Annotated in this window: 20 protein-coding genes; 9 read left to right on the top strand and 11 right to left on the bottom strand. The window is 71.5% G+C overall.

The features are described 5' to 3' along the window. Positions 1-25: 25 nt before the first annotated feature. The 7 genes from AB0J93_RS29765 to AB0J93_RS29735 all read right to left on the bottom strand — a co-directional run bounded on the left by AB0J93_RS29765 (position 26) and on the right by AB0J93_RS29735 (position 7,027). Complete coding sequence (locus AB0J93_RS29765) at positions 26-1,285, bottom strand: ABC transporter permease (RefSeq protein WP_363925669.1); 1,260 nt, start codon at positions 1,283-1,285, stop codon at positions 26-28. Further along, positions 1,282-2,100: an ATP-binding cassette domain-containing protein gene (locus AB0J93_RS29760; protein ID WP_363925668.1), complete on the bottom strand. Its 819-nt coding sequence runs from the start codon at positions 2,098-2,100 to the stop codon at positions 1,282-1,284. The genes AB0J93_RS29765 and AB0J93_RS29760 overlap by 4 nt, the downstream gene beginning before the upstream one ends. Positions 2,101-2,203: 103 nt before the next feature. After that, positions 2,204-3,298: a substrate-binding domain-containing protein gene (locus AB0J93_RS29755; RefSeq protein ID WP_363925667.1), complete on the bottom strand. Its 1,095-nt coding sequence runs from the start codon at positions 3,296-3,298 to the stop codon at positions 2,204-2,206. 211 nt (positions 3,299-3,509) lie between these two features. Then, positions 3,510-3,989 (bottom strand): Cys-tRNA(Pro) deacylase, encoded by a 480-nt coding sequence (gene ybaK, locus AB0J93_RS29750; RefSeq protein ID WP_363925666.1) that lies wholly within the window; start codon positions 3,987-3,989, stop codon positions 3,510-3,512. A 76-nt stretch (positions 3,990-4,065) separates the two neighbouring features. After that, positions 4,066-5,361, bottom strand: a complete 1,296-nt coding sequence (locus AB0J93_RS29745) for a methyltransferase domain-containing protein (protein WP_363925665.1) — start codon at positions 5,359-5,361, stop codon at positions 4,066-4,068. 683 nt (positions 5,362-6,044) lie between these two features. After that, positions 6,045-6,236: a DUF397 domain-containing protein gene (locus AB0J93_RS29740; RefSeq protein ID WP_363925664.1), complete on the bottom strand. Its 192-nt coding sequence runs from the start codon at positions 6,234-6,236 to the stop codon at positions 6,045-6,047. Next, positions 6,227-7,027: a helix-turn-helix transcriptional regulator gene (locus tag AB0J93_RS29735; protein WP_363925663.1), complete on the bottom strand. Its 801-nt coding sequence runs from the start codon at positions 7,025-7,027 to the stop codon at positions 6,227-6,229. The genes AB0J93_RS29740 and AB0J93_RS29735 overlap by 10 nt, the downstream gene beginning before the upstream one ends. Positions 7,028-7,398: 371 nt before the next feature. On the opposite strand from AB0J93_RS29735, the gene groES reads away from it, so the two are divergent. The 3 genes from groES to AB0J93_RS29720 all read left to right on the top strand — a co-directional run bounded on the left by groES (position 7,399) and on the right by AB0J93_RS29720 (position 11,416). Next, complete coding sequence (gene groES / locus AB0J93_RS29730; RefSeq protein ID WP_089155197.1) at positions 7,399-7,713, top strand: co-chaperone GroES; 315 nt, start codon at positions 7,399-7,401, stop codon at positions 7,711-7,713. A gap of 71 nt (positions 7,714-7,784) precedes the next feature. Beyond that, positions 7,785-9,434 carry a chaperonin GroEL gene (gene groL / locus AB0J93_RS29725; protein ID WP_363925662.1) on the top strand — a complete coding sequence of 550 codons (1,650 nt, stop codon included), beginning with the start codon at positions 7,785-7,787 and terminating at the stop codon, positions 9,432-9,434. 248 nt (positions 9,435-9,682) lie between these two features. Next, positions 9,683-11,416 carry a molybdopterin-dependent oxidoreductase gene (locus AB0J93_RS29720; protein ID WP_363925661.1) on the top strand — a complete coding sequence of 578 codons (1,734 nt, stop codon included), beginning with the start codon at positions 9,683-9,685 and terminating at the stop codon, positions 11,414-11,416. A gap of 22 nt (positions 11,417-11,438) precedes the next feature. Here AB0J93_RS29720 and AB0J93_RS29715 read toward each other — a convergent pair whose 3' ends face one another. Continuing rightward, positions 11,439-11,951 (bottom strand): hypothetical protein, encoded by a 513-nt coding sequence (locus tag AB0J93_RS29715; RefSeq protein ID WP_363925660.1) that lies wholly within the window; start codon positions 11,949-11,951, stop codon positions 11,439-11,441. Positions 11,952-12,187: 236 nt separating this feature from the next. Beyond that, positions 12,188-12,571, bottom strand: coding sequence for a WhiB family transcriptional regulator (locus AB0J93_RS29710; protein WP_210936622.1), 384 nt, complete (start codon positions 12,569-12,571; stop codon positions 12,188-12,190). A gap of 253 nt (positions 12,572-12,824) precedes the next feature. Here AB0J93_RS29710 and AB0J93_RS29705 point away from each other — a divergent pair, with 253 nt between their 5' ends. Further along, positions 12,825-13,625 carry a helix-turn-helix transcriptional regulator gene (locus tag AB0J93_RS29705; RefSeq protein WP_363925659.1) on the top strand — a complete coding sequence of 267 codons (801 nt, stop codon included), beginning with the start codon at positions 12,825-12,827 and terminating at the stop codon, positions 13,623-13,625. A 192-nt stretch (positions 13,626-13,817) separates the two neighbouring features. On the opposite strand, the gene AB0J93_RS29700 is transcribed toward AB0J93_RS29705, so the two are convergent. Then, a complete protein-coding gene (locus AB0J93_RS29700; protein ID WP_363925658.1) occupies positions 13,818-14,228 on the bottom strand; it encodes a DUF5319 domain-containing protein in 411 nt (136 codons plus the stop codon). A gap of 196 nt (positions 14,229-14,424) precedes the next feature. On the opposite strand from AB0J93_RS29700, the gene guaB reads away from it, so the two are divergent. From guaB to AB0J93_RS29680, 4 genes are all read left to right on the top strand, one after another. Then, positions 14,425-15,987: an IMP dehydrogenase gene (guaB, locus tag AB0J93_RS29695; RefSeq protein ID WP_363925657.1), complete on the top strand. Its 1,563-nt coding sequence runs from the start codon at positions 14,425-14,427 to the stop codon at positions 15,985-15,987. A 37-nt stretch (positions 15,988-16,024) separates the two neighbouring features. Further along, entirely contained in the window at positions 16,025-17,143 is a 1,119-nt protein-coding gene (locus AB0J93_RS29690; RefSeq protein ID WP_363925656.1) for a GuaB3 family IMP dehydrogenase-related protein, read from the top strand. Between the two features lie 164 nt (positions 17,144-17,307). After that, the gene (locus tag AB0J93_RS29685; protein ID WP_363925677.1) at positions 17,308-18,693 is read left to right on the top strand and encodes a M1 family metallopeptidase; all 1,386 of its coding nucleotides are present in this window, start codon (positions 17,308-17,310) and stop codon (positions 18,691-18,693) included. A 167-nt stretch (positions 18,694-18,860) separates the two neighbouring features. Next, positions 18,861-20,330, top strand: coding sequence for a M1 family metallopeptidase (locus tag AB0J93_RS29680; RefSeq protein ID WP_363925655.1), 1,470 nt, complete (start codon positions 18,861-18,863; stop codon positions 20,328-20,330). 48 nt (positions 20,331-20,378) lie between these two features. On the opposite strand, the gene AB0J93_RS29675 is transcribed toward AB0J93_RS29680, so the two are convergent. After that, on the bottom strand, positions 20,379-21,491 hold the full coding sequence (locus tag AB0J93_RS29675) for an LCP family protein (RefSeq protein ID WP_363925654.1): 1,113 nt from the start codon (positions 21,489-21,491) through the stop codon (positions 20,379-20,381). A 230-nt stretch (positions 21,492-21,721) separates the two neighbouring features. Here AB0J93_RS29675 and AB0J93_RS29670 point away from each other — a divergent pair, with 230 nt between their 5' ends. Continuing rightward, positions 21,722-23,419 (top strand): GMC family oxidoreductase, encoded by a 1,698-nt coding sequence (locus AB0J93_RS29670; protein ID WP_363925653.1) that lies wholly within the window; start codon positions 21,722-21,724, stop codon positions 23,417-23,419. The last annotated feature ends 24 nt before the right edge of the window (positions 23,420-23,443 follow it).

Raw genomic sequence — 23,443 nt, 5'->3', positions numbered from 1 at the left:
TTGTGACTACCTTCGGTGCAGCGGATCAGCGGCTGCCACTGGCGGCGGCCCGTCGGCGCGACAGCGCGTCGACGCTGGCCGCCAGGAGCAGCACCACGCCGGTGACCACGTACTTGACGCCGGAGCTGTAGCCCATCAGACCCATGCCGTTGTCGATCACCGCGACCACCGCGCCACCGAGCACCGCGTCCAGCACCCGGCCCTTGCCGCCGAAGAGACTGGTGCCACCGATCACGGCCGCGCCCACGGCGTAGAGCAGCACGTTGCTGCCGCCGGTGTTCGGGTCGACGGAGTTGGCCCGGCTGGCGGCGACGATGCCGCCGATGGCGGCCATCGTGGAGCAGATGACGAAGACCGAGATGCGGATCCGGTCCACGTTGATGCCGGCCCGGCGGGCGGCCTCCCTGTTGCCGCCGACCGCGTAGATGTGCCGGCCGTAGCTGGTGCGCTGGAGCACGAAGGTCCAGACGATGAGCAGCACCGCGATGATCGGCACGACGATGGGCACGCCCTTGAGCGAGCTGATCAGCACGTTGCGGCTGCGCTCCAGGTTGAGCATGTAGACCGCGAGGCCGAGGATGACCGCCAGCCCGCCGATCCGGGCGAGCACCACCGTCATCGGGTCGGTGATCAGGCCACGCGCGGCGCGATTGCGGTGGCGGAGCAACTGGACGGCGGCGTAACCGGCGACGGCCACGGCGGCGAGCGCCCAGCCGATCACCGGGGGCAGGTTGCGGTTGGCGATCGCCACCAGCACCGAGTCGCGCACCGAGATGTTGCGTCCCTGCTCCATCAGCAGCAGTACCACGCCCTGGAAGGCCAGGAAGCCGGCCAGGGTGACCACGAAGGACGGAATGCCGATCTTGGCGACCAGGAGGCCGAGGATCGTACCGATCACCATGCCGGTGAGCACGGCGGCGGCCACCGCGACGTACCAGGGATATCCGAGCACGGTGACCACGTTGGCCAGCACCGCCGCGCAGACGCCGCTGGCGAAGCCGGCCGACAGGTCGATCTCACCCAGCAGCAGGACGAAGACCAGGCCCATCGCGATCAGGGTGACCGCCGCGCCCTGGGTGAACAGGTTGGCGAAGTTCCCGGCGCTGAGGAACGACGGCCGCAGGATGGAGAAGATCGTGCAGAGGACGAGCAGGCCGAGGACGGCGGGCAGGGCGCCGATGTCGCCACCGCGTACCCGTCGCCAGTAGTCGCGGACGTGGCTGCCGACGGAGGGCGTCGACGCGACGGCGGCCGGCCCTTCCTGCTTGACGGCGGTGGTGCTCATGAGACGCCTCCCGTGGTGCTACCGGCCGGCGCCGCGCCGTTGCCGTTGGTGGCCGGTTCGCCGGTGAGCCCGAGCCCGCCGGAGCGACCGGCGGTGATCAGCTCGACCACCTGCGCGTGAGTGATGTCGGTGGTCTTCACCTGGGCGACCATCTGGCCGAGGTAGAGCGCGGCGACCCGGTCGGAGACGGCGAAGACGTCGTTCATGTTGTGCGAGATGAGCACGACGGCCAGACCGTTGTCGGCCAGCCGCCGGACCAGTTCGAGCACCTGGGCGGTCTGCGCGACGCCGAGCGCGGCGGTCGGCTCGTCCAGGATCACCAGCTTGCTGTTCCAGAGCACGGCCTTGGCGATCGCCACGGTCTGGCGCTGGCCGCCGGAGAGGCTGGAGACGTGCTGGCGCAGCGACTTGACGGTGCGTACGGAGAGCCCGGCGAGGGTCTCGGCCGCCATCTGTTCCATGGTCGGCTCGTCGAGGACGATGCCGCTGCGCTTCTCGCGGCCGAGGAACATGTTCTGCACGATGTCGAGGTTGTCGCAGAGCGCGAGGTCCTGGTAGACGACCTCGATGCCGAGCGCTGCGGCGTCGCGCGGGCTGTGGATGTTCACCGGCCGGCCGTCGAAGACGAACTGCCCGGCGTCGGTCGGGTAGATGCCGCTGATGCACTTGACCAGCGTCGACTTGCCGGCGCCGTTGTCACCGACGAGCGCGGTGACCTCGCCCGGGTAGGCGGCGAAGGCGACATCGCGTAGGACCTGGACGGGACCGAAACTCTTGTCGATCCCGCGTAGCTCCAGCAGAGGGGTCGCGGACACGGGGTTCTCCTTTGTCACGGAGGGAGATCGGGGCCCGTCCAGCGGCGGCACGCCGCCCGGCACGGGGTTACCGTGCCGGGCGGCGCCGCCTAGGCGGGTGAGGTCAGCTGATGCCCGCTTCGGTGCAGAGCGCGGCGAAGTTGCCGGTGCAGACCTCTTCCTTGGTCACGAAACCGTCGGCGATGACGTCCTTGACGTTCTCCTTGTAGATCGCCTGCGGGGTGAGCAGGACGGCGGGGACGTCACGGTTGCCCTCGGGGTCCTTGACGGTCTGGCCGGTCTCCTTGCGCTCGCCCTTGGCCAGCGCGATGGCCAGCTCGGCGGCGGCGTCGGCCTCCTGCTTGACGGCCTTGTAGACGGTCATGCACTGGTCACCGGCGAGGATGTTCTGCAGGCCCTGCGTGGTGGCGTCCTGGCCGGTCACCGGAACCTTGCCGTTGAGCTTGTTCTTCTTCAGCACCGAGATGGCGGCGTTGCCGAGGCCGTCGTTGGCGGCCAGCACACCGTCGATCTTGCCGCCGGTCTGGGTGAGCATCTGCTCGAAGATCGTGGCGGCCTGGGCGTTGTCCCAGTCCGGCACGGACTGGTCCGGGCCCTTGACGTACTCGTTGGCGTCGAACTTGGGCTTGAGGATCGAGTCGTAGCCGTTCTTGAACAGGGTGGCGTTGTTGTCGGTCGGCGACCCGTTCAGGTACGCCACGACCGGCTTCTCCGCCTTCTGGTCGGTCAGGCACTTGGCCAGACCCTCGCCCTGGAGCTTGCCGACGGCCTCGTTGTCGAAGCTGACGTAGTACTCCGCCGAGCCGCCGAGGGTGAGGCGGTCGTAGTCGATGGTGGCGACGCCCTGCGACTTGGCCTTGTCGAGGACGGCCTTGCCGGTGCCGGAGTCCAGGTTCACGATCATCAGCGCGGTGACGCCGCTCGTGATCATCTGGTCGGCGATGGTCTGGAACTGGGTCTTGTCGCCCTGCGCGTTCTGGATGTCCGCCTCGACACCGGCAGCATCGAAGGCGGCCTGGAGGAACTTGCGGTCGGCGCCCTCCCAGCGGGCGGAGGACTTGCTGTCCGGCAGGATCACGCCGATCTTCGGGGTCACGTCGGAGCCGGCCTGGTCGCCGCCGGACTCGTCGCCACAGGCCGTCAGGCTGCCGAGGGCCAGCAGGCCCACGGTGCCGACGGCGAGGAAGCCCTTGCGCATGTGCAGGGTCCTTTCGAGGGTGGGGAAGGGTGTCGGTGTTTTTTGTTTTGTTGTGTCCGGCAACGTATTGCGCGCCACACGCCAGCACAAGGGTGCGCCGGTCATGAGTTTGTTGTCAGCGGTAACAATTCAGCAACGCCCTCGACATCGCGCCGCCACCGTCCGTGTTCCGATGCCGGAGTCCCGTTCAGCCGGGACTCCTCCGGCCGGGTCAGACGGCGGCGAGGCGTGCGGTCCGCGCATCGGTGAGCGCGACCAGATCCCCGGGGCTGAGCTCCACCTGGAGCCCTCGGCGGCCGGCCGAGACGTACACCGTCGGGTGCGCCAGGGCGGAGACGTCGAGGACCGTGGGCAGGCGTCGCCGCTGGCCCAGTGGGCTGATGCCGCCGCGTACGTACCCCGTGGCCCGCTCGGCCGCCGCCCGCTCGGCCAGCGTGGCCCGCTTGCCGCCCACGGCCGCCGCCAGCGCCTTGAGGTCGAGATCGCCGGTCACCGGCACCACCGCCACCGTCAGCGCCCCGTCAACCTCGGTGACCAGAGTCTTGAAGACCCGCTCGGGCGCCACCGCGAGCGCGGCGGCGACCAGCGCGCCATAGTTGGGCTCGTCAGGCGAGACGTCGTACGGATGGGTGCGATGGTCGACCTTCCGCTTCGCCAGCAGCGCGACCGCCGGGGTGCCATGTCCCGCCATGTCCGCCAAGGTAGCCCCGGCCCGATACCCGAGCCAGTGCCTTCTCAGCCGGTGGTTCGGCTCCGGGGGCTCGGGTTCAGGCCACCGGGCGGCAGAGCAGGACCGTCGGGGCGCTGGCGACCCGGGTGAGCACCAGGCTCGCCGGCTGGTCGCCGGCCAGCCGCAGGTCGCGCCGGAGTCGCTCGGGTTCCAACGCGGAGCCGCGCTTGAGGATCTCCACCCGGCCGACCTGCCGTTCCCGCAGCAACGCCCGCAGCCGCTTGAGGGAGAACGGCAGCACGTCGGTCACCTCCAGGCAACGGGCGTACGGCGTGCGCCGTACCGCGTCGGCGTAGAGGTAGGCGATTGTCGGGTCGGCCAACGTGGCGTCCAGCTCGGCCGCCAGCTCGGCCACCAGGTGAGCCCGGACCACCGCCGGATCCGGGTCGTAGACGAAGCGTCGCACCGGCCCGACCACCGCCTCACGTGCCCCCGTTCCGGTCAGCTGGTACGTCGCCGGGCCGTCGGTGTGCCGGCTTCCGCCGCCGGCTCCGTCGGTGTGCCGGCTTTCCCCGTCGGCCGGGTGGCCGGAGGAAACTGCTGCTCCGCTCGGGACGTCAGCCGAAAGTTTCTCCTTCAGCACTGTCGCGCGGCGGGGCAGCTCGGCCAGTTCGCCACACCAGAGGGCCGCCTCGACCAGGTCGCCGTCGACGCTCACCCACTCGGCCTCGGCACCGGGCGGGATCAGCGCGTGGTCGATTCCCGGCGCGACCTTCACCACCGTGTGCGGCACCCGCTCGGCCAGGCCGGTCACGAAGTCCCACGGCGGCGAGTACGAGTTCGGGTCGAAGATCCGGCGGCCGGTGCCGGCCCGGCGTCGGGCCGGGTCGCAGAAGACCGCCTCGACCCGGGTCACGTCGAACGCCGTCGCGTCGCCGCACTCGACGGTGACCAGGTCGGCCAGCCCGGCGGCCTGGGCGTTCGCCTCGGCCAGCGCAGCGGTGAGCGGGTCCGCCTCCACCGCGTACACCCGGATGCCGGCGCGGGCGGCGGCGAGCGCGTCGGCGCCCAGCCCGCAGCCCAGGTCGGCAAGCGTGCTCACCCCGGCGGCGCGCAGCCGCCGCGCCCGCCGGTCGGCGACGACCTGCCGGGTGGCCTGCTCCAGCCCCGGCCGGGTGAAGAACATGCCGGCCGCCGCCGGCCCGAACTTGCCGGTCGCCCGGCGGCGCAGCTCCGCCTGGGTCAGCGCCGCCGCCGCGAGCCCGGCCGGCACCCCGGCCGAGCGCAGCGCCGCCGCCGCGACCAGCGGATCACCGCCGGCCACCCGGGCCGCCGCGTCGAGCGCGGCCGACCCCTCAGCGGTATGCAACGCGGCGAACTGCTCCAGATCCACCCGCCCCATTCTTCCGTCCCGCCCCCGTCCGCCCCGCCGGAGGCCCCGGCCGGCCTCTTGCGGGCATGCCGGTCGCGACTTGCGGCATCTTGGGCCCTCACGCCGGCCGGAAGGCGCGACTTGCGGCATGTTGGGTTGTCGTGCCGGCGGGAGGGCGCGACTTGCGGCATGTTGGGCTGTCGTGCCGGCGGTGAGAGCGCGGCGGCGGCCGTCTCGGTCTCGGTCTCGGGGACGGCACGGCTCGCGGCACCTCTGTCCGGCCGACGGCCGCGGGTTGCGGCATCTTGGGCTGTCACGTCGGCGGCAGGGCGCGACTTGCGGCATCTCGGGATTTCGGTCCGGCCCGGAGGCCGTTTGGCCTGGCCGCAGTCCGGCGTGTCACGTGCGGCTGGCGGACGCGGGTTGCGGCATCTTGGGGTGTCAGCTCGGCGGGAGGCCGCGTCATGCCGCAACCCGCGCGCACACCCGCGGGGCGAGGTCGGGCAACTCGGCAGCCCGGGCCGGCTTGGGCCGGGCCGGCTTGGGCCGGGCCTGGCCGGGCCTGGCCGGGCCGAGCTGAGCTGAGCGAGCCGAGTCGGGCCGAGCCGAGCCGAGCCGAGCTGCGCGAGCCGAGCCGAGCCGAGTCGGGCCGGGAGGCGGTGGGCGGGCGCGCGGCGCGGGCGGACGCCGCGTCGGGGCCGGGTCTAGCGGGTGGGGGCGTGGGTGGCGACGAAGGCGCGCCAGGCGGCGGGGGTGAAGGCGAGCGCCGGGCCGGCCGGGTCCTTGCTGTCGCGTACGGCGACCACGCCGGGCAGGTTGTCGGCGACCTCGACGCAGGCGCCGCCGTTCTGGTTGCTGCGGGAGGACTTGCGCCAGGCGGCACGGGTCAGGTCCATGACTTCGCCACTTCCTCGATCAGGCGGGCGGACTGCCGGCGCGGCAGCGCCTCACCGGCCACAGTCTCCCAACGTCGCCCGAGGCTGGCAAGGTCGTTCGGGCTGTCCACTGTGTGCCCCCGGAGCTGGTTGTCCAGGTGCGCCAGCTCGGTGCCGTCGGCGAGCCGGGCCAGCACGAAGGGGCCAGCAAGCCCGCCGTACCACGGGGTCTCGGCCGGGATGATCCGCACCTGGACGTGCGGGCGGTCGGTGAGGCTGCGCAGGTGCTCCAACTGCTCGCGCATCGTCGCGCGCTCGCCCACCTGCCGGCGCAGCACCTGCTCGTCGAGCACCGCGACGAGCTGCGGCGGCTCCTCGCGGGCGAGCACCTCCTGCCGGGCCATCCGGGCCAGCACCCGCTTCTCGATCTGCTCGTCGGTAAGCGGTGGGCCGGCCCGGAGCATCGCCCGGGCGTACGCCTCGGTCTGGAGCAGGCCCGGCACCACGGCCGGGTCGTACCAGCGCAGCGCGACCGCCTCGCGTTCGATCTCGCCCCACGGCCGGAACCAGTCCGGCTCGGCGTGCAGCCGGATCAGCTCCAGCATCCCGACGAAGAGGCCACCGGTCTCCAGCACCTTGTCGAACCGGGCCAGGTAGTCGGCGCTGAGCTGGTTCGGACCGATCTCCATCGCGCTCACCGCCGACGGGGAATAGTTGATCATTTTGCTCAGCTCCTCCTGGCTGAGCCCGCGTACCTTGCGGGCCCGGCGCAACTGGTCGCGCAGGAATCCCAGGGTTGGTATGTCCGCCATCTGCCTGCCCTCCGTGACGTGGTCGCGCCGGAGAGTAAGGGTCGGCGCGCTCGGCGGGAAGCCACTGTCGGCGTGTTGCGGTCAACCCTGGCAAACGGCGACGGAAGACTGCGGAAAGAGTGGCGGTGCGGGTGCGCGAGCGTGGCGACACGGGGGTGGCGGATTGGCACTCTCCTTGACGGAGTGCTAGCCGAGGAATAACCTGCGATTAGCACTCTCACCCTGAGGGTGCCAACCTTCGGGCCCTGGTGTCCGGGGGTTGAACGCCAGGCGGACCGGCACCCGCGACGACGGCCCCGCCCGGTGGCATGTGGCAGATTGACGCTGGTCGGCATGCCGATCGGCAACGAAACCAAGTACCCCAGGAGGGTATGCCCGTGACTACCGCGACCAAGGTTGCGATCAAGCCGCTCGAGGACCGCATCGTGGTCCAGGCGAACGAGGCCGAGACCACCACCGCCTCGGGCATCGTGATCCCCGACACCGCCAAGGAGAAGCCGCAGGAGGGCACCGTCCTCGCTGTCGGCCCGGGCCGGATCGACGACAAGGGCAACCGCGTGCCGATCGACGTCTCCGTCGGCGACACCGTTCTCTACTCGAAGTACGGCGGCACCGAGGTCAAGTACGCCGGCGAGGAGTACCTGGTGCTCTCCGCCCGCGACGTCCTCGCGGTCATCGAGAAGTAAGCAACCGATCAGTGTCGTTGCCCCGGTCCGGCTCGCCGGGCCGGGGCAACGTCGCTTTCGAAGGGACATAGATGGCGAAGATCCTGAGCTTCTCGGACGACGCCCGGCACCTGCTGGAGCACGGTGTCAACGCGCTCGCTAACGCGGTCAAGGTCACCCTCGGGCCGCGCGGGCGCAACGTCGTCCTCGACAAGAAATTCGGTGCGCCGACGATCACCAACGATGGTGTGACCATCGCCAAGGAGATCGAGCTCACCAACCCGTACGAGAACCTCGGCGCGCAGCTGGTCAAGGAGGTGGCGACCAAGACCAACGACGTCGCCGGCGACGGGACCACCACCGCGACCGTGCTCGCCCAGGCCATGGTCCGCGAGGGTCTGCGCAACGTCACCGCGGGCGCCAACCCGGCCGGCCTCAAGCGGGGCATCGACGCCGCCGCCACCAAGGTCTCCGAGGCGCTGCTCGGCAAGGCCGTCGAGGTCTCCGACAAGAAGTCGGTCGCGCACGTCGCGACGATCTCCGCGCAGGACGCGACCATCGGCGAGCTGATCGCCGAGGCGATGGAGAAGGTCGGCCGTGACGGTGTGATCACCGTCGAGGAAGGCTCCGCGCTGCACACCGAGCTGGACGTCACCGAGGGCCTCCAGTTCGACAAGGGCTTCATCTCGCCGAACTTCGTCACCGACGCGGAGTCGCAGGAGTCGGTCCTGGAGGACGCGTACGTCCTGATCACCACGCAGAAGATCTCCGCGATCGAGGAGCTGCTGCCGCTGCTGGAGAAGGTCCTCCAGAACAACAAGCCGCTGCTCATCATCGCCGAGGACGTCGAGGGTCAGGCGCTGTCCACGCTGGTGGTAAACGCCATTCGCAAGACCATCAAGGTCTGCGCGGTCAAGGCGCCCGGCTTCGGTGACCGCCGCAAGGCGATGCTCCAGGACATGGCGATCCTCACCGGCGCCGAGCTGGTCGCCCCGGAGCTCGGCTACAAGCTCGACCAGGTCGGCCTGGAGGTGCTGGGCAGCGCCCGGCGCATCGTGGTCGACAAGGAGAACACCACCGTCGTCGAGGGTGGTGGCCAGGCCAGCGAGGTGGCCGACCGGGTCGCGCAGATCCGCAAGGAGATCGAGGCCTCGGACTCCGAGTGGGACCGGGAGAAGCTCGCCGAGCGGCTGGCCAAGCTCTCCGGCGGTGTGGCGGTGGTCAAGGTCGGCGCGGCCACCGAGGTCGAGATGAAGGAGCGCAAGCACCGCATCGAGGACGCCATCGCCGCAACCAAGGCCGCAGTCGAGGAGGGCACCGTGCCCGGCGGAGGCGCCGCCCTGGCGCAGATCCTGTCGGTGCTCGACGACGACCTCGGCTTCACCGGCGACGAGAAGGTCGGCGTATCGATCGTGCGTAAGGCACTTGTCGAGCCGCTGCGCTGGATCGCCCAGAACGCCGGCCACGACGGCTACGTCGTCGTGCAGAAGGTCACCGGCAGCGACTGGGGCCACGGCCTCGACGCCGCCGTCGGCGAGTACGTCGACCTGACCAAGGCTGGCATCATCGACCCGGTCAAGGTGACCCGCAACGCGGTCACCAACGCCGCGTCGATCGCCGGTCTGCTGCTCACCACCGAGAGCCTGGTGGTGGAGAAGCCGGCCGAGCCGGAGCCCGCCGCGGGTGGCCACGGCCACTCGCACGGCCACGGTCACAGCCACCAGCACGGCCCGGGCTTCTGAGCCTGCCGTACGCCGAACGTGGGGCGCACCGTCGACCAGACGGTGCGCCCTACGCGTTTTGAGTCTGGGCGGTCGTGCCCGGGTTGACGTCGGTCGTACCCCGGCCGGCGTCGGGCGTGGGCTTCGGGCGGCGTCGGTCGTGCCCCGAGCGGCGTCGGACGCTGACTCGGGCTGCGTACCGGTGACGAGAGGTTACGGAACGCCGACGGCGACTTCCGGACCGTTGGTCGGTGGGAAACACTGGGCGGGTGAGCAGCACGACACCCCGGTTCGCGGCCCTGGCCGGCGTCGCCGCCGCTGCGGCGGCCATCGGCACCGCCGAACTGGTCGCCGCCCTGACCGGCCCCCGTTCGTCCCCGCTCGTCGCGGTCGGCGGTCTCGTCGTGGACACCGCCCCCGAGCCGGTCAAGCGGTTCGGCATCGAGGTCTTCGGCACGTACGACAAGATCGCCCTGCTGGTCGGTACGGCACTGCTGCTCGGCGGCTTCGCTGCCCTGTTGGGCATGCTGGCCGTCCGCCGCCTGACGGTCGGCCTGGCCGGCATCGTCGTCTTCGGCGGGATCGGCGCGGCAGCGGCCCTGACCCGGGCCGGCGCGGACGCCGCCGACGTGCTGCCGTCGCTGGTCGGAGCGGTGGTCGGCGGGGTGGCGCTCTGGGCGTTCGTCGCCGGTCCGCTCGAACTCGACCCCTGGCCCTGGTCCCCGCCGACGCCGGTCGGCCCAGCCTCCGCGACCGGTCCCGCTGCCGAGCCGGACCCGGATCCGGTCGGAACCGCCGGGGTCCCCGACGGGACGGCGACCGACCCGACCGCGTCGGCCGGAAGCCCGTCGGTCCCGGGAGGCCCGCCGGCCCTCGGAAGCCCGTCGGTCCCCGGTGGCCCGTCAGGCCCCGCAGGGCCGGGGCGGCGGGTCGACCCGGACTCGCGGCGGCGGTTCCTCACCGGTGTCGGCACGGTGCTCGGGGTGGCCGCCGTCGGGGGAGTCGCCGGGAGGTGGCTCGCTGGCCGTCAGGGGGTGTCGGCCGCCCGCGAGGCGATCACGCTGCCGGCCCCGGTCTCCGCCGCACCAGCGGTGCCGGCCGGCGCCGACCTGGCCCAGCCCGGGCTGACCAGCTACGTCACGTCGAACCGGAGCTTCTACCGGATCGACACCGCGCTTGTGGTGCCGCAGGTCGATCCGACGACCTGGCAGTTGCGCATTCACGGCCGGGTCCGTAACCCGGTCACGCTGAGCTACGCCGATCTGCTCGCCCGGCCCATGGTGGAGCGGTACGTGACGCTGGCCTGCGTCTCCAACGAGGTCGGTGGCGACCTGATCGGCAACGCGCGGTGGCTCGGCGTACCGATCCGGGAACTGCTCGACGAGGTGGGGCCGCTGGACGGAGCCGACCAGGTGGTCGGGCGTTCGGTGGACGGTTGGACCTGTGGCACCCCGACCGCCGTGCTGCGTGACGGGCGGGACGCGCTGCTCGCCGTCGGCATGAACGGCGAGCCGTTGCCGGTGCAGCACGGTTTCCCGGTCCGGATGGTGGTGCCGGGCCTGTACGGGTACGTGTCGGCCTGCAAGTGGATCACCGAACTTGAGTTGACCAGCTTCGCTGACTTCGACGCGTACTGGGTGCCTCGGGGCTGGTCGGCACAGGGGCCGGTGAAGACGCAGTCGCGGATCGACACGCCCCGCCCGCGCAACCGACCGGCCGCCGGCCCGGTCACGGTCGCGGGCGTCGCCTGGGCGCAGCACCGGGGCATCGACCGCGTCGAGGTACGCGTCGACGAGGGGCCCTGGCAGCAGGCCCAACTGGCGCCGACCATCTCGGTGGACACCTGGGTGCAGTGGTCGTGGCAGTGGCCGGCCACCCCGGGCGAGCACACCCTCCAGGTCCGGGCGACGGACAGCACCGGCGAGACACAGACCGGCGAGCCACGCGGTGTCGCGCCGGACGGTGCGACCGGCTGGCACTCCGTCACACTCACCGTCACCTGATTGGTCCCCGCGATCTCCCGGCTCAGCTGTCCGTCGGTGGGTCGGGCGGTCCGCTTGCACCGCCCAACCACACCGGCAAAGGCCGCTGATGCCGACCGACAGACCGACGCATGGCGTTGACCAGGGCCAGTTGCGCACGAGCCGGTGCCACCATCGCCTGCTCGAACTGCTCCTGTGACAGGGGTGCGGTCGTCGTGTCCACCTCAGCGGTCGCGTCCAGGAATCGCCGCACCGCCTGGCCGAACTTGTCGATCTCGGTGGCGACGGCTATCGGGGCGACGAGGCTGGCCGCCATCAACGCGGCGCTCCAGGCTCCCCAGTCATAGTCCCACCCACTGCGTCCCAGGTGGGCACGCCGCAGGATCATCGAGAACGTCGCGTACTCACGCAGCAGATCCTGGTAGGCCACGAGTTGCCGGTCCCGGAGCCAGTGCTGATCCTGTGCCCGACGGGTGAGCATCCCGCCGACGAGAACACCGACGGTGGCCGAGAGCGCGCCGCCGGCCGCCGTGACCACAACGTCCAGCAGCGCCATGCATCGTCCTCCCCGTGACCCCCGGGCACGAGCATCGATGATGTCGGCTCTCGCCGTCAACGCACGAGGCGAGGTGGCTCCGGGCGGATCAGCTCGATCGGAGCCCGCCCTCTGCGCAGCCCGGTGTACCGGCCGTGAGGAGTCCCCGTGTGCTACCTCCCGGGCGCGGCCGGACGAGATGGCGGACATGGCGACGCCGCGTCCGGGTCGGGACGCGGCGTCGGTGGTGCGGTTGGTCAGGCGACGTTGCGCTGGATGGGCACCGTCGAGCGGTGCGAGCTGCCCAGCCGGGCCTCCAGCCGGTTGACGTCGACACGGGTCTGTCGGCGGTCGGCGAGGTCCTCCCAGCCGACCGCGAGCAGCCGCAGCCGCTCGGACTCACTGAAGCCACCCCACACGCCGTACGGCTCGCGTACCGCCAGAGCGTGCGCGGCGCACTCGGCGCGGACGGGGCAGGCACGGCAGACGGCCTTGGCGGAGGATTCCCGGCGCAGCCGGGACGATCCCCGCTCACCGTCGGGGTGGAAGAACTGGGCGCTGTCGCGGCCTCGGCAGGCACCAAGCCGCTGCCAGTCCCAGAGGTCGATGATGGGTCCGGGCAGTCTACGTACGTTCGACATCAGCACCCCTCCTCTCGCGCGGCACCGCGAGACAGCTTGTGGCCGGTTGTCCGGGCGGCGGGCCGCGCAGGCGCACCGTTCCCGGCCTGGCCACTCCCTACCCGGGCGTCCCTCGCCTCACACGTCTTTGATCCAAAGCATCTGACAGATTGCGGCATATGCCCTATCTGTCGGAAAAGTTGGGAGGATTGCCCGGAACCTCCTCCCGACCGGGGCCGGTCATGGTCTGCTCGTCAGCGGAGAGGAGATGCCTGTGCGTACCGTTCTCGTGTGCGTTCGAACGCCGCTCGCGGCGCAGCACCTGACCTCCGCGGCAGCGCGGTTGGGATTGTCGGGTGCCGTCCGGACGGCGGTCTCCGACCCCGAGGTGATGTTGCGGCTGGCCGAACGTCCGGCCGACGTGGTGCTCGCCGACACCGCACTAACCCGCCCCGACAGCGTCGGCTTCGTCCGCCGGGTGCTGGCCCGCGCTCCGCAGGCCGCTGTCCTGCTGCTCGGTGCCGAGGAGTCCGAGGCGGCGGCGGCGACCATCGGCGCCGGGGCGCGCGGGCTGATCCAGGGGGTCGACCAGGATCTGACCAGCGCCGTCGCCAAGGCGCTGCTGCTGCTGGCCGCGCCCGGTCGGACCAACCGACACCGGATCGCTGATCCCGCCCGGGACGCCGCAGCGGTCGGCAGCCCGACCCGCCCGGCACCCGGCGGTCGCACCGGCGGCGATGCGCCCACCGCCTGGCCGGGTACGGACGCGGCGGGCAGCCCGGCGGTGGTGCCGGTGCAGCGTGGCGACGATCCGGCCGAACCGGGTGCCGAGTCCGAGCCGGACAAGCCCGCATCGCCAGCGCGGACCGACCGGTCCGCGATCGGCCTCACCGAGCGGGAGCTACAGGTGCTGCTCGGCATGGCCGAGGGCAAGAGCAACGCCGAGATCGGCCGGGAACTGTTCGTCTCCGAGGACACCGTCAAGACCCACGCCCGGCGGCTGTTCCGCAAGCTCGGTGCCCGCGACCGGGCGCACGCCGTGGCCGCCGGCTTCCGGGCCGGGCTGGTCGCCTGAGTTCGCCGGCCGGATCAGCCGCGGCCGAGTTCGCCGACCACGCCGGTCAGGCCGATCTGGCAAGTCGGGTCGGCCATGGGGGTCCGGCTGGCCACGGCGGTCGGGTCGGCCACGCCGGTCGGGTCGATCTGGCAGGTCAAGTCGGCCGTGCAGGTCGGGCTGGTCCGGGCGAGTTGAGCTGACGGCGGCGGGTCAGCGCTCCGCGCCGGGCTCGTCGTCGGTGCCTTCGCTGAGGGTGTCGTGCACGCCGTCGGCGTAGCCGCGCGCGTAGTCCCAGGTGACGTAGTGGTCGGGGTCGGGATCGTAGGCAGGCTCGTGCACCCGGGGGCGGCCGGAGTTGAGCAGGTGCCGCAGGTTGCCCCGGAGCAGGTCCCAGTCGAAGTAGTGCGGTTCCCGGCAGTCCTCACACTCGATGACGAGCCCGCGTACGCCGATCGGCGCGAGCAACGCCTGGTAGATCTCCAGGTCGGCGAGGTCCTCCAGCACGTCCTGGCGCTCGACGTCGGTCAGTGGGTCCAGCGGCGCGTCGTCGCCGGTGGCGTCCAGGTCGGCCGCCGGATCGGTCGGGTCGCCGGTGAACGGGTCGATGGGATCGTCGTGCACCCCCTCACCGTAGTCCCCTGCCACCGTCGACGCCTGTCCCCCGGTCGCGCGAGCCGTTACCGGGGCGGGCGCCGCGCGGTTCAGGTGGTGAAAGCTTCAGTGGGTACGATGAGGCTGACGCACCCTCGCCCGGCGTTCGCCGGTGCCCCCGTGCCACCTCGCTGAAGCCCGGTTCGAGCAGCTCAGGAGAGCAATCGTGGAGAATTCGCCCCGTACCGACCTTTCCGCCGGCGTCGAGGGCGGCGAGCTGGGCGGCCATCTGCCCGAGCTGCCCGCCGGTTCGGCCAGGGTGGTGCCGCTGGGGCTGACCTTCGACGACGTGCTGCTCCAGCCGGGTGAGTCCGACGTGGTACCGAGCCGGGTGAACACCATCACCCGGTTGACCCGTAACGTCTCGCTCTCCATCCCGCTGCTGTCCAGCGCGATGGACACGGTCACCGAGGCCCGGATGGCGATCGCGATGGCCCGCCAGGGTGGCATCGGCGTGCTGCACCGCAACCTCTCGGTGGAGGACCAGGCGCTCCAGGTCGACCTGGTCAAGCGCTCCGAGTCCGGCATGATCACCAACCCGGTGACCGCGAGTCCGGACGACACCCTGCGCGAGGTCGACCAGCTCTGCGGGCGCTACCGCATCTCGGGGGTGCCGGTGGTGGACGCCCAGGGGCAGTTGGTGGGCATCGTCACCAACCGGGACATGCGCTTCGTCTCCGACCCGGCCGTGCCGGTTCGCGAGATCATGACCAAGGCGCCGCTGGTCACCGCACCGGTCGGGGTGAGCAAGGACGAGGCGCTCGGCCTGCTGCGCCAGCACAAGGTCGAGAAGCTGCCGATCGTCGACGGCTCCGGCAAGCTGCGCGGGTTGATCACCGTCAAGGACTTCACCAAGAGCGAGCAGTACCCGAGCGCCACCAAGGACGAGGCGGGGCGGCTGCGGGTGGCGGCAGCCATCGGTGTCGGCGAGGACGCGTACAAGCGCGCCCGGGCGCTTGTCGACGCCGGTGTCGACGTCATCATCGTGGACACCGCCCACGGTCACCAGCGCGCGGTGCTGGAGATGGTCAGCCGGCTCAAGAAGGACGTCGCCGTCGACATCGTCGGCGGCAACGTGGCGACCTACGCCGGTGCGAGGGCACTAGTCGAGGCCGGCGCCGACGGGGTGAAGGTCGGTGTCGGCCCGGGCGCGATCTGCACCACCCGGATCGTGGCGGGCGTCGGCGTTCCGCAGATCACGGCGATCATGGAGGCCGCCCGGGCGGCCCGCCCGGCCGGCGTGCCGGTCATCGGTGACGGCGGCATCCAGTATTCCGGCGACATCGCCAAGGCACTTGTCGCCGGCGCGGACACGGTGATGCTCGGCAGCCTGCTGGCCGGCTGCGAGGAGAGCCCCGGCGAGCTGATCTTCGTCAACGGCAAGCAGTTCAAGACGTACCGCGGGATGGGTTCGCTCGGCGCCATGCAGTCCCGTGGGCAGGCCAAGTCCTACTCCAAGGACCGCTACTTCCAGCAGGACGTGACAAGCGACGAGAAGCTGGTCCCGGAGGGCGTCGAGGGCCAGGTGCCGTACCGCGGGCCGCTGGCCCGGGTGGCCCATCAGCTGGTCGGCGGCCTGCGGCTGGCGATGGGGTACGCAGGCGCGGAGAACATCCCCGAGCTGCACCAGCGGGGTCAGCTCATCCGGATCACGGCGGCCGGGCTCAAGGAGAGCCACCCGCACGACATCCAGATGACCGTCGAAGCGCCCAACTACCACACCCGCTGACCTCTCCCACCACCCCCGAAGACATCTGGAGTGCCCCATGCGTGACGTGGTCGAGATCGGGCTGGGCAAGACCGCGCAGCGCGGCTACCACCTGGACGACATCGCCATCGTGCCGTCCCGCCGGACCCGGGACGTCGACGACGTCTCCACCGGATGGCAGCTCGACGCGTACCAGTTCGGCATTCCGTGCGTCGGGCACCCCTCCGACGCGACGATGAGCCCGGCCTCGGCCGTGAAGCTCGGTCAGCTCGGCGGGCTCGGCGTACTAAACGTCGAAGGGCTGTGGACCCGCTACGAGAACCCGAGCAAGGTGCTGGAGGAGCTCGGCGGCCTCGACGAGGACGCCCGCGCCACCAAACGGCTCCAGGAGGTGTACGCCGAGCCGATCCGGCCGGATCTGATCACCGAACGGGTCCGCGAGCTGCGTGACGGTGGCGGCACGGTGGCGGTGCGGGTCTCCCCGCAGCACACCCTGGCGCTGGCGCCGGTCATCCTCGACGCGGGCGTCGACATCCTGGTCATCCAGGGCACCATCGTCTCGGCCGAGCACGTCTCGACCACCGACGAGCCGCTCAACCTCAAGGAGTTCATCGCCGACCTCGACCTCCCGGTCATCGTCGGCGGCTGCACCGACTACAAGACGGCCCTGCACCTGATGCGCACCGGCGCGGCCGGCGTGATCGTCGGTATCGGCGGGGACGAGTGGTCCACCACCGAGTCGGTGCTCGGCATCCGGGTACCGATGGCCACCGCGATCGCCGACGCCGCCGCGGCCCGGCGCGACTACCTCGACGAGACCGGCGGGCGGTACGTGCACCTGATCGCCGACGGCGACATCCGGACCTCCGGCGACATCGCCAAGGCCCTCGGCTGCGGTGCGGACGCGGTGATGCTCGGCGAGCCGCTGTCGCTGTGCGAGGAGGCGCCGGCCGGCGGGTCCTGGTGGCACTCGGCGGCCAGCCACCCGTCGCTGCCCCGCGGCGCCTTCGAGACCGCCGGTGAGCCCCTCGGCTCGATGGAGCGACTCCTCTTCGGCCCCGCCGACGAACCGGACGGCCAGCTCAACCTCTTCGGCGGCCTGCGCCGTGCCATGGCCAAGTGTGGCTACCGCGACCTCAAGGAGTTCCAGAAGGTCGGCCTGGTCCTGGACCGCTGAGCCCGCCCCTCCCGCCGAGTCGATCGTGCAGTTGTGGCACCCGGGTGGATGGGTGATGCCCGATTCGCCACGCGCCACAACTCCATGATCGACGGAGCGGGCGCAGTAGGCTCGGGCTGGTGAGCAGCAGGGTTGGCAGGTGGTGGGGGGCCGGTGCGGCGGCGGTGATCGCGGCCGTGGTGGCGGCGGTCGTACTGGTCATCGGCATCGGGGACCGGGACACGGCGGAGCCGGGCGGGTTCCGGGCGGGCAGCGTCGATCTCGGCGACCCGTACGTGCCGGGCAGCGGCAACGGCGGCTACGACGTGGCCCACTACCGGCTCGTGGTGCGCTACGACCCGGCTGATGACCGGCTCACCGGCAACGCCGAGATCACCGCGACCGCCACCCATGCGCTGTCCCGATTCAACCTGGACCTGTCCGGGTTGGAGGTCAGCTCGGTGACCGTGGACGGTGCCTCGGCCGAGCACCGGCGGGACGACGGCGAACTCGTGGTCACCCCGGCCCGGGGGCTCGACTCCGGTAGTCGGTTCACGGTGGAGGTCACGTACGGCGGCGTGCCCGAGGCGGACGCCGACGGCGTGCTGGGCAGTGGCGGTTTCCAGCACACCGACGACGGCGCGATCGCCCTCGGCCAACCGCACTCGGCGGCCACCTGGTTCCCGGTCAACGACCATCCGTCGGACAAGGCCACCTACGACCTTGAGGTGACCGTCCCGGACGGGCTCGCCGCGCTCAGCAACGGGGTACCGGGGGAGCAGACCAGCGCCGACGGCTGGACCACTTGGCGCTGGGCCGAACGTGCACCGATGGCGAGCTACCTCACCACTCTGGTGATCGGCGACTACCGGGTGCAGACCGACGAGCACGCCGGCAAGCCCATGGTCACCGCCGTACCGGACGGACTGCCGGCGACCGGGCCGGCGGCGGCCTCCCTGGCCCGCACCGGCGAGATCGCCGACTTCCTGACCACCCGCTTCGGGCCGTACCCCTTCGAGTCGTACGGCGGCGTGGTGGTCTCCGACGGCCGGATCGGGTACGCGCTGGAGACCCAGTCCCGGCCGGTCTACGGGCCGGGTTTCTTTCGCGGCGGTGAGCCGAACTTCAGCGTGGTCGCCCACGAACTGGCCCACCAGTGGTTCGGCAACAGTGTGGCGCTGGCCCGCTGGGGTGACATCTGGCTCAACGAGGGCTTCGCCAGCTACGCCGAGTGGCTGTGGGAGGAGCACGACGGCGGGCGCAGCGCCCAACGCAACTTCGAACTCCAGTACGCGGCCACCGACTGGTCCCGGCGCACCCTCGATCCCGGCCCCGGTCAGATGTTCAGCACCGCCGTCTACAAGCGAGGGGCGCTGACCGTGCACGCGCTGCGGCGTACCGTCGGCGACGACGCCTTCTTCGAGATCCTGCGGACGTGGACCAGCGAGCGTCGGAACGGCACGGCCACCACCGACGACTTCGTCGCCCTGGCCGAGCGGGTTTCCGGGCGTGAGCTGGGCCCGTTCTTCGACACCTGGCTGACCGGCACCGCCGCCCCCGCCCTGCCCTGACGGGCGCTTCGTCCACCCGGCCACCCTCGGCCGGAGAACGGCCCGCCGCAACCGCCGGATCGACGTACTTCCGGTGATCATTCGATCGGTAGGCTGCGGCCTGCGATCGGACGGTCGGTCGCGCGGGCCGGCCGTCGGTCGGTCCCGTGTCACGGGGAGGACGTGCGATGACAGGTGTGCGGACGCACCTGCGGCGGAGCGTGGCTCTGCTGCTGGTGGGGACGTTGGGGCTGACCGGCTGTGATTCGGCCGCCCCGGAGGAGACGGAGCCGAGCGCGGCAACGCCGAGCGAGTCGGCCGCACCGGCACCGGACTTTCAGCCGGGTGCCGCAGGGGCCGGGGATCCGTACTTTCCCAGCTACGGCAACGGCGGCTACGACGCCGCCGGCTACACGGTGAAGGTCCGCTACGACCCGGCGAAGGACCAGTTGAGCGGTGTCACCACGGTCCAGGCGAAGGCGACGGCCGACCTGTCGTCGTTCAACCTCGACCTGGCGCATTTGAAGGTCAGCGAGGTCACGGTGGACGGTGCACCGGCGCAGCACCGGCAGGAGAAGAACGAACTGGTCGTGACTCCGGCCGACGGGCTGGTGTCCGGCCGGGACTTCACCGCCGAGATCACGTACGCGGGTAAGCCGAAGTCGCTGAAGAACGAGGCGGTCGGCGAGGGTGGCTGGCTGCACACCAGCGACGGCGCGATCGCGCTCGGCCAGCCCGAGTCGGCCAGCACCTGGTTCCCGGTGAACGACCACCCGTCGGACAAGGCCACCTACCGGTTCGAGATCACCGTCCCGGACGGGCTGACCGCGATCAGCAACGGCGTCCCGGGCGGCAAGACCAGCACCGACGGCTGGACCACCTGGCGCTGGGCCGAGAACACGCCGATGGCCAGCTACCTGAGCATGGTGACGATCGGGAAGTTCCGGATCACCGAGGGCAGCCACAAGGGACGGCCGGTGTTCAACGCGGTGACCAGGAAGGTGTCCAAGGGCGCGGCGGACGCCTCGATGGCCAAGACGATCAAGGTGGCCGACTACCTGGAGACCGTCTTCGGTCCGTACCCGGTCGAGGCGTACGGCGGTGTGGTCGTCTCGGACGAGCGGATCCGGTACGCGTTGGAGACACAGAGCAGGTCGGTCTACTCGGCGGGCTTCTTCCGGCGGGGCGAGAACACCGGCGTCGTCGCGCACGAGGTCGCCCACCAGTGGTTCGGCAACAGTGTGGCGCTGAGTCGGTGGCAGGACATCTGGCTCAACGAGGGTCTCTCGTCGTACGCCGAGTGGTTGTGGGCCGAGCACACCGACGAGTTCACCGCGAAGGAGGCGTTCGAGATCCGGATGGCGCGGGTGCCGGCGGAGGTCTGGCGTACGCCGCCGGGCAAGCCGGGGGTGAAGAACATGTTCAGCGAGTCGGTCTACCAGCGCGGCGCGATGACGGTGCACGCCCTGCGGGTGTCCGTGGGTGACAAGGCGTTCTTCGAGATCCTCAAGACCTGGGCGCGGGAGAAGCGCGACGCCAACGCCACCACGGAGGAGTTCGTGGCGCTGGCCGAGCGGATCTCCGGTGAGAAGCTGGACAAGCTCTTCGACGCCTGGCTCTACGGCAAGAAGAAGCCGGCCGCGCCGAAGCGTCTCTAGGGTCCGTCCGCCACCGGGCGAGGCGTTCATCGCCCGGTGGCGGGCAGCTCAGCTCTTGACCTTCAGTTTCGGATGTTCGGCCAGGAAGGCGTCGGCCTTGCCGGCGCGCAGCTCGGTGAGGAAGCGGCGGCCGACGGAGGTCAGTTCCTCGCCCCGGTAGGCGTTGCCCCGGCCCACCGACGCACCGGGCAGCCCGACCAGGGTGACCGCCTGCGGCGGCAGCGTGCCGAGGGCGTACGCGAAGTCCACGATCCGCCGGCCACCGACGTAGAGCAGTGCGTCGCCGAGCGCCGCGACGACCTGCTCGACCCGCTCGGGCTGCCGGGCCAGGTCCGCATCGAGGATCTTCCCGATCAGCGCCCGGATCAGCTGCTGGTGGTGGCGTTGCCGGGCGTAGTCACCACCGGGTAGGTAACGCTGGCGGGCGTAGTCGAGGGCCTGCCAGCCGTTGAGGTGACGCTCGCCGGGTTCGTAGACCATCTGTGGCCCGACGTAGCCGCCCACCCCCGGGCCCGGCTTCCGGTGCTTGCCGTCGGGCTGCCGGTGCCGGGACACGACCCGCTGGTCGACGCGGATGTCCACGCCACCCAGACTGTCGACCAACTCGTCGAAGCCGCCGAAGGTGAGCACCGCGCCCGCGTCGATGCGTAGGTCGGTGTAGTCGCTGACCGTGCGGCGCAGCAGCTCGTACCCCTGGGCGGGGTCGGGTCGCTTGGGGCGGTCCGGTACCCGGCTGCCGTAGCTCATCGCATGGGTGAGCTTGGTCCGCCCGCCCGGGTAGCCGGCCGGCTTGTACGCCGGAATGTCCACCACCAGATCGCGGGGGAGAGAGAAGAGGTACGCCTGGGACAGCCCCGCCGGCACGTGCAGCACGAGTACGGCGTCGGCGTGCGGCTCCCAGCCGGGCACACTCACCCGGGTGTCCACCCCGACCAGCAGCAGGTTGAGCGGGCCGGTGATGTCGGCACCCGGCGGCGGGCTCGGGCTCGGACTGGGGCTCGGGCTGGGCGACCCGCTCGGACCGCCGGTGGCGGTGGTCGGTGTCCGGCGGTCGTCGCCGACCGTACGGGCCACCACCACGCCGATCACTGCGACCACCGCGAGCGTGACCAGACCGGCCAGCGCCAACGTCAACCGTCTCCGGTCTCCTCCGAGCATCATCCCCCGCCTCCTTAGGGCGTCTGCCGAACCCCTGGCCGCCTGCGACGCCGCCTGCGACGCCGCCTCGGCTCGGCGGTGGACTTCGACACCCGCCCTGGGTCGATACCGGTCCAACGCGGTGAACCGGGCTCGTGGTTGCGTCCCGATCGGGCGAGGTCGACGCGGTGCGGAGCATGATCGCGCGGAATCGGGTCCTGGCGCGAGAGCTACTCGCGAGTAATGATGCGTTCATGCGGTACGACGTGGTGGTCATCGGATCAGGTTTCGGCGGCAGCGTCGCCGCATTGCGGCTGGCCGAGAAGGGCTACTCGGTCGGCGTACTGGAGGCGGGCCGGCGGTTCGCCGACGACGAGTTTCCGCGGACGTCGTGGCGGCTGCGGCGCTTCCTGTGGGCGCCGAGGCTCGGTTGTTTCGGCCTACAGCGCATCACCCTGCTCCGGGCGGCCGGCCGGCGGGCCGGCGGCGGCGTACTGGTGCTGTCCGGAGCGGGCGTCGGCGGCGGTTCGCTTGTGTACGCCAACACCCTCTACGAACCCCTGGACGCCTTCTACGACGACCCGCAGTGGCGGCACCTCACCGACTGGCGGGCTGAGCTGGCTCCCCACTACGACCAGGCCAAGCGGATGCTCGGGGTGACCACATACCCGATCGCCACCGCGGCGGACCGGGCGATGCGGCAGGTCGCCGAGCGGATGGGAGTGGGGCACACCTTCCACGCCACCCCGGTCGGCGTGCACCTCGGACGGCCGGGGGAGCGGGTCGCCGACCCGTACTTCGGCGGGGCCGGCCCGGAGCGTACCGGCTGCACCCACTGCGGCGCCTGCATGACGGGCTGCCGCTTCGGCGCGAAGAACACGCTTGTCAAGAACTATCTCTGGCTGGCCGAACGGCTCGGCGTCCGGGTACATCCACTGACCACGGTGACCGCGGTCCGGCCGGTCGACGGCGGGTACCAGGTGCACACCGAGCGCACCGGCGCCTGGCTGCGCCGGAGCCGGCAGGTGATCTACGCAGACCAGGTGGTCTTCGCCGCCGGCGCGCTGGGCACCCAGCGGTTGCTGCACGAGATGCGGGAACGTGGCCACCTGCCCGGCCTCTCGCCTCGGCTCGGCGAGCTGACCCGGACCAACTCGGAGGCGATCCTCGGTGCCTCCGTGCCGCACCGGCGGGCCCGCGAGCGTGGCGTGGACTTCACCGAGGGGGTGGCCATCACCAGCTCGTTCCACCCGGATCCACAGACCCATATCGAGCCGGTTCGCTACGGCCGGGGCTCGAACGCGATGGGGCTGCTCCAGTCGCTGCTTGTCGACGGCGGGCCGCACCGGCTGCGCCGGTGGCTCGGCCAGCTGCTGCGGCAGCCCCGGGTCGCCGCCCGGCTGCTCTCCGTCCGCCGCTGGTCGGAGCGTACGGTGATCGCCCTGGTGATGCAGTCGACCGACAACTCGCTGACCCTCCGGCTGCGGCGTGGGCCGCTCGGCCGTCGGCTCGTCTCCGGCCCGGGCCACGGCCGCCCCAACCCGACCTGGATCCCGGCCGGCAACGAGGCGGTCCGGCTGCTCGCCGAGGAGATCGACGGTACGCCGGGCGGCGCGCTGACCGAGCCGTTCGACATCCCGGTGACCGCGCACATCCTGGGCGGTGCGGTGATCGGTGCCACCGCCGCCGACGGCGTGATCGACCCCTACCACCGCGTCCACGGACACCTCGGCCTGCACGTCGTCGACGGTGCCGCCGTCTCGGCCAACCTCGGCGTCAACCCGTCCCTCACCATCACCGCCCAGGCCGAGCGCGCCCTCTCCCTCTGGCCCAACAAGGGTGACCCCGACCCCCGCCCCGCCCCCGGCTCCCCCTACCGCCCCCTGCCCCCCGTCCCCCCACACCACCCCGCCGTCCCCCCGCACGCCCCCGCCGCCCTCCGCCACCCCTGACCCCGCCCCCCCCCCCCCCCCCCC

The organism is Micromonospora sp. NPDC049374 (assembly GCF_040677165.1).
GTDB lineage: Bacteria > Actinomycetota > Actinomycetes > Mycobacteriales > Micromonosporaceae > Micromonospora.
Note: the sequence above shows the minus strand (reverse complement) of the source record. Positions and strands in the feature narration are given on the sequence as shown.

Excerpts from the sequence above, each read along its gene's own strand:
- AB0J93_RS29740 (WP_363925664.1), bottom strand. The coding sequence starts at position 6,236 with ATGGACCTGACCCGTGCCGCCTGGCGCAAGTCCTCCCGCAGCAACCAG.
- AB0J93_RS29710 (WP_210936622.1), bottom strand. The coding sequence starts at position 12,571 with ATGTCGAACGTACGTAGACTGCCCGGACCCATCATCGACCTCTGGGAC.
- groL (WP_363925662.1), top strand. The coding sequence starts at position 7,785 with ATGGCGAAGATCCTGAGCTTCTCGGACGACGCCCGGCACCTGCTGGAG.
- AB0J93_RS29680 (WP_363925655.1), top strand. The coding sequence starts at position 18,861 with ATGACAGGTGTGCGGACGCACCTGCGGCGGAGCGTGGCTCTGCTGCTG.
- AB0J93_RS29755 (WP_363925667.1), bottom strand. The coding sequence starts at position 3,298 with ATGCGCAAGGGCTTCCTCGCCGTCGGCACCGTGGGCCTGCTGGCCCTC.
- AB0J93_RS29735 (WP_363925663.1), bottom strand. The coding sequence starts at position 7,027 with ATGGCGGACATACCAACCCTGGGATTCCTGCGCGACCAGTTGCGCCGG.
- AB0J93_RS29675 (WP_363925654.1), bottom strand. The coding sequence starts at position 21,491 with ATGATGCTCGGAGGAGACCGGAGACGGTTGACGTTGGCGCTGGCCGGT.
- AB0J93_RS29670 (WP_363925653.1), top strand. The coding sequence starts at position 21,722 with ATGCGGTACGACGTGGTGGTCATCGGATCAGGTTTCGGCGGCAGCGTC.
- AB0J93_RS29765 (WP_363925669.1), bottom strand. The coding sequence starts at position 1,285 with ATGAGCACCACCGCCGTCAAGCAGGAAGGGCCGGCCGCCGTCGCGTCG.
- groES (WP_089155197.1), top strand. The coding sequence starts at position 7,399 with ATGCCCGTGACTACCGCGACCAAGGTTGCGATCAAGCCGCTCGAGGAC.
- AB0J93_RS29715 (WP_363925660.1), bottom strand. The coding sequence starts at position 11,951 with ATGGCGCTGCTGGACGTTGTGGTCACGGCGGCCGGCGGCGCGCTCTCG.
- AB0J93_RS29690 (WP_363925656.1), top strand. The coding sequence starts at position 16,025 with ATGCGTGACGTGGTCGAGATCGGGCTGGGCAAGACCGCGCAGCGCGGC.
- ybaK (WP_363925666.1), bottom strand. The coding sequence starts at position 3,989 with ATGGCGGGACATGGCACCCCGGCGGTCGCGCTGCTGGCGAAGCGGAAG.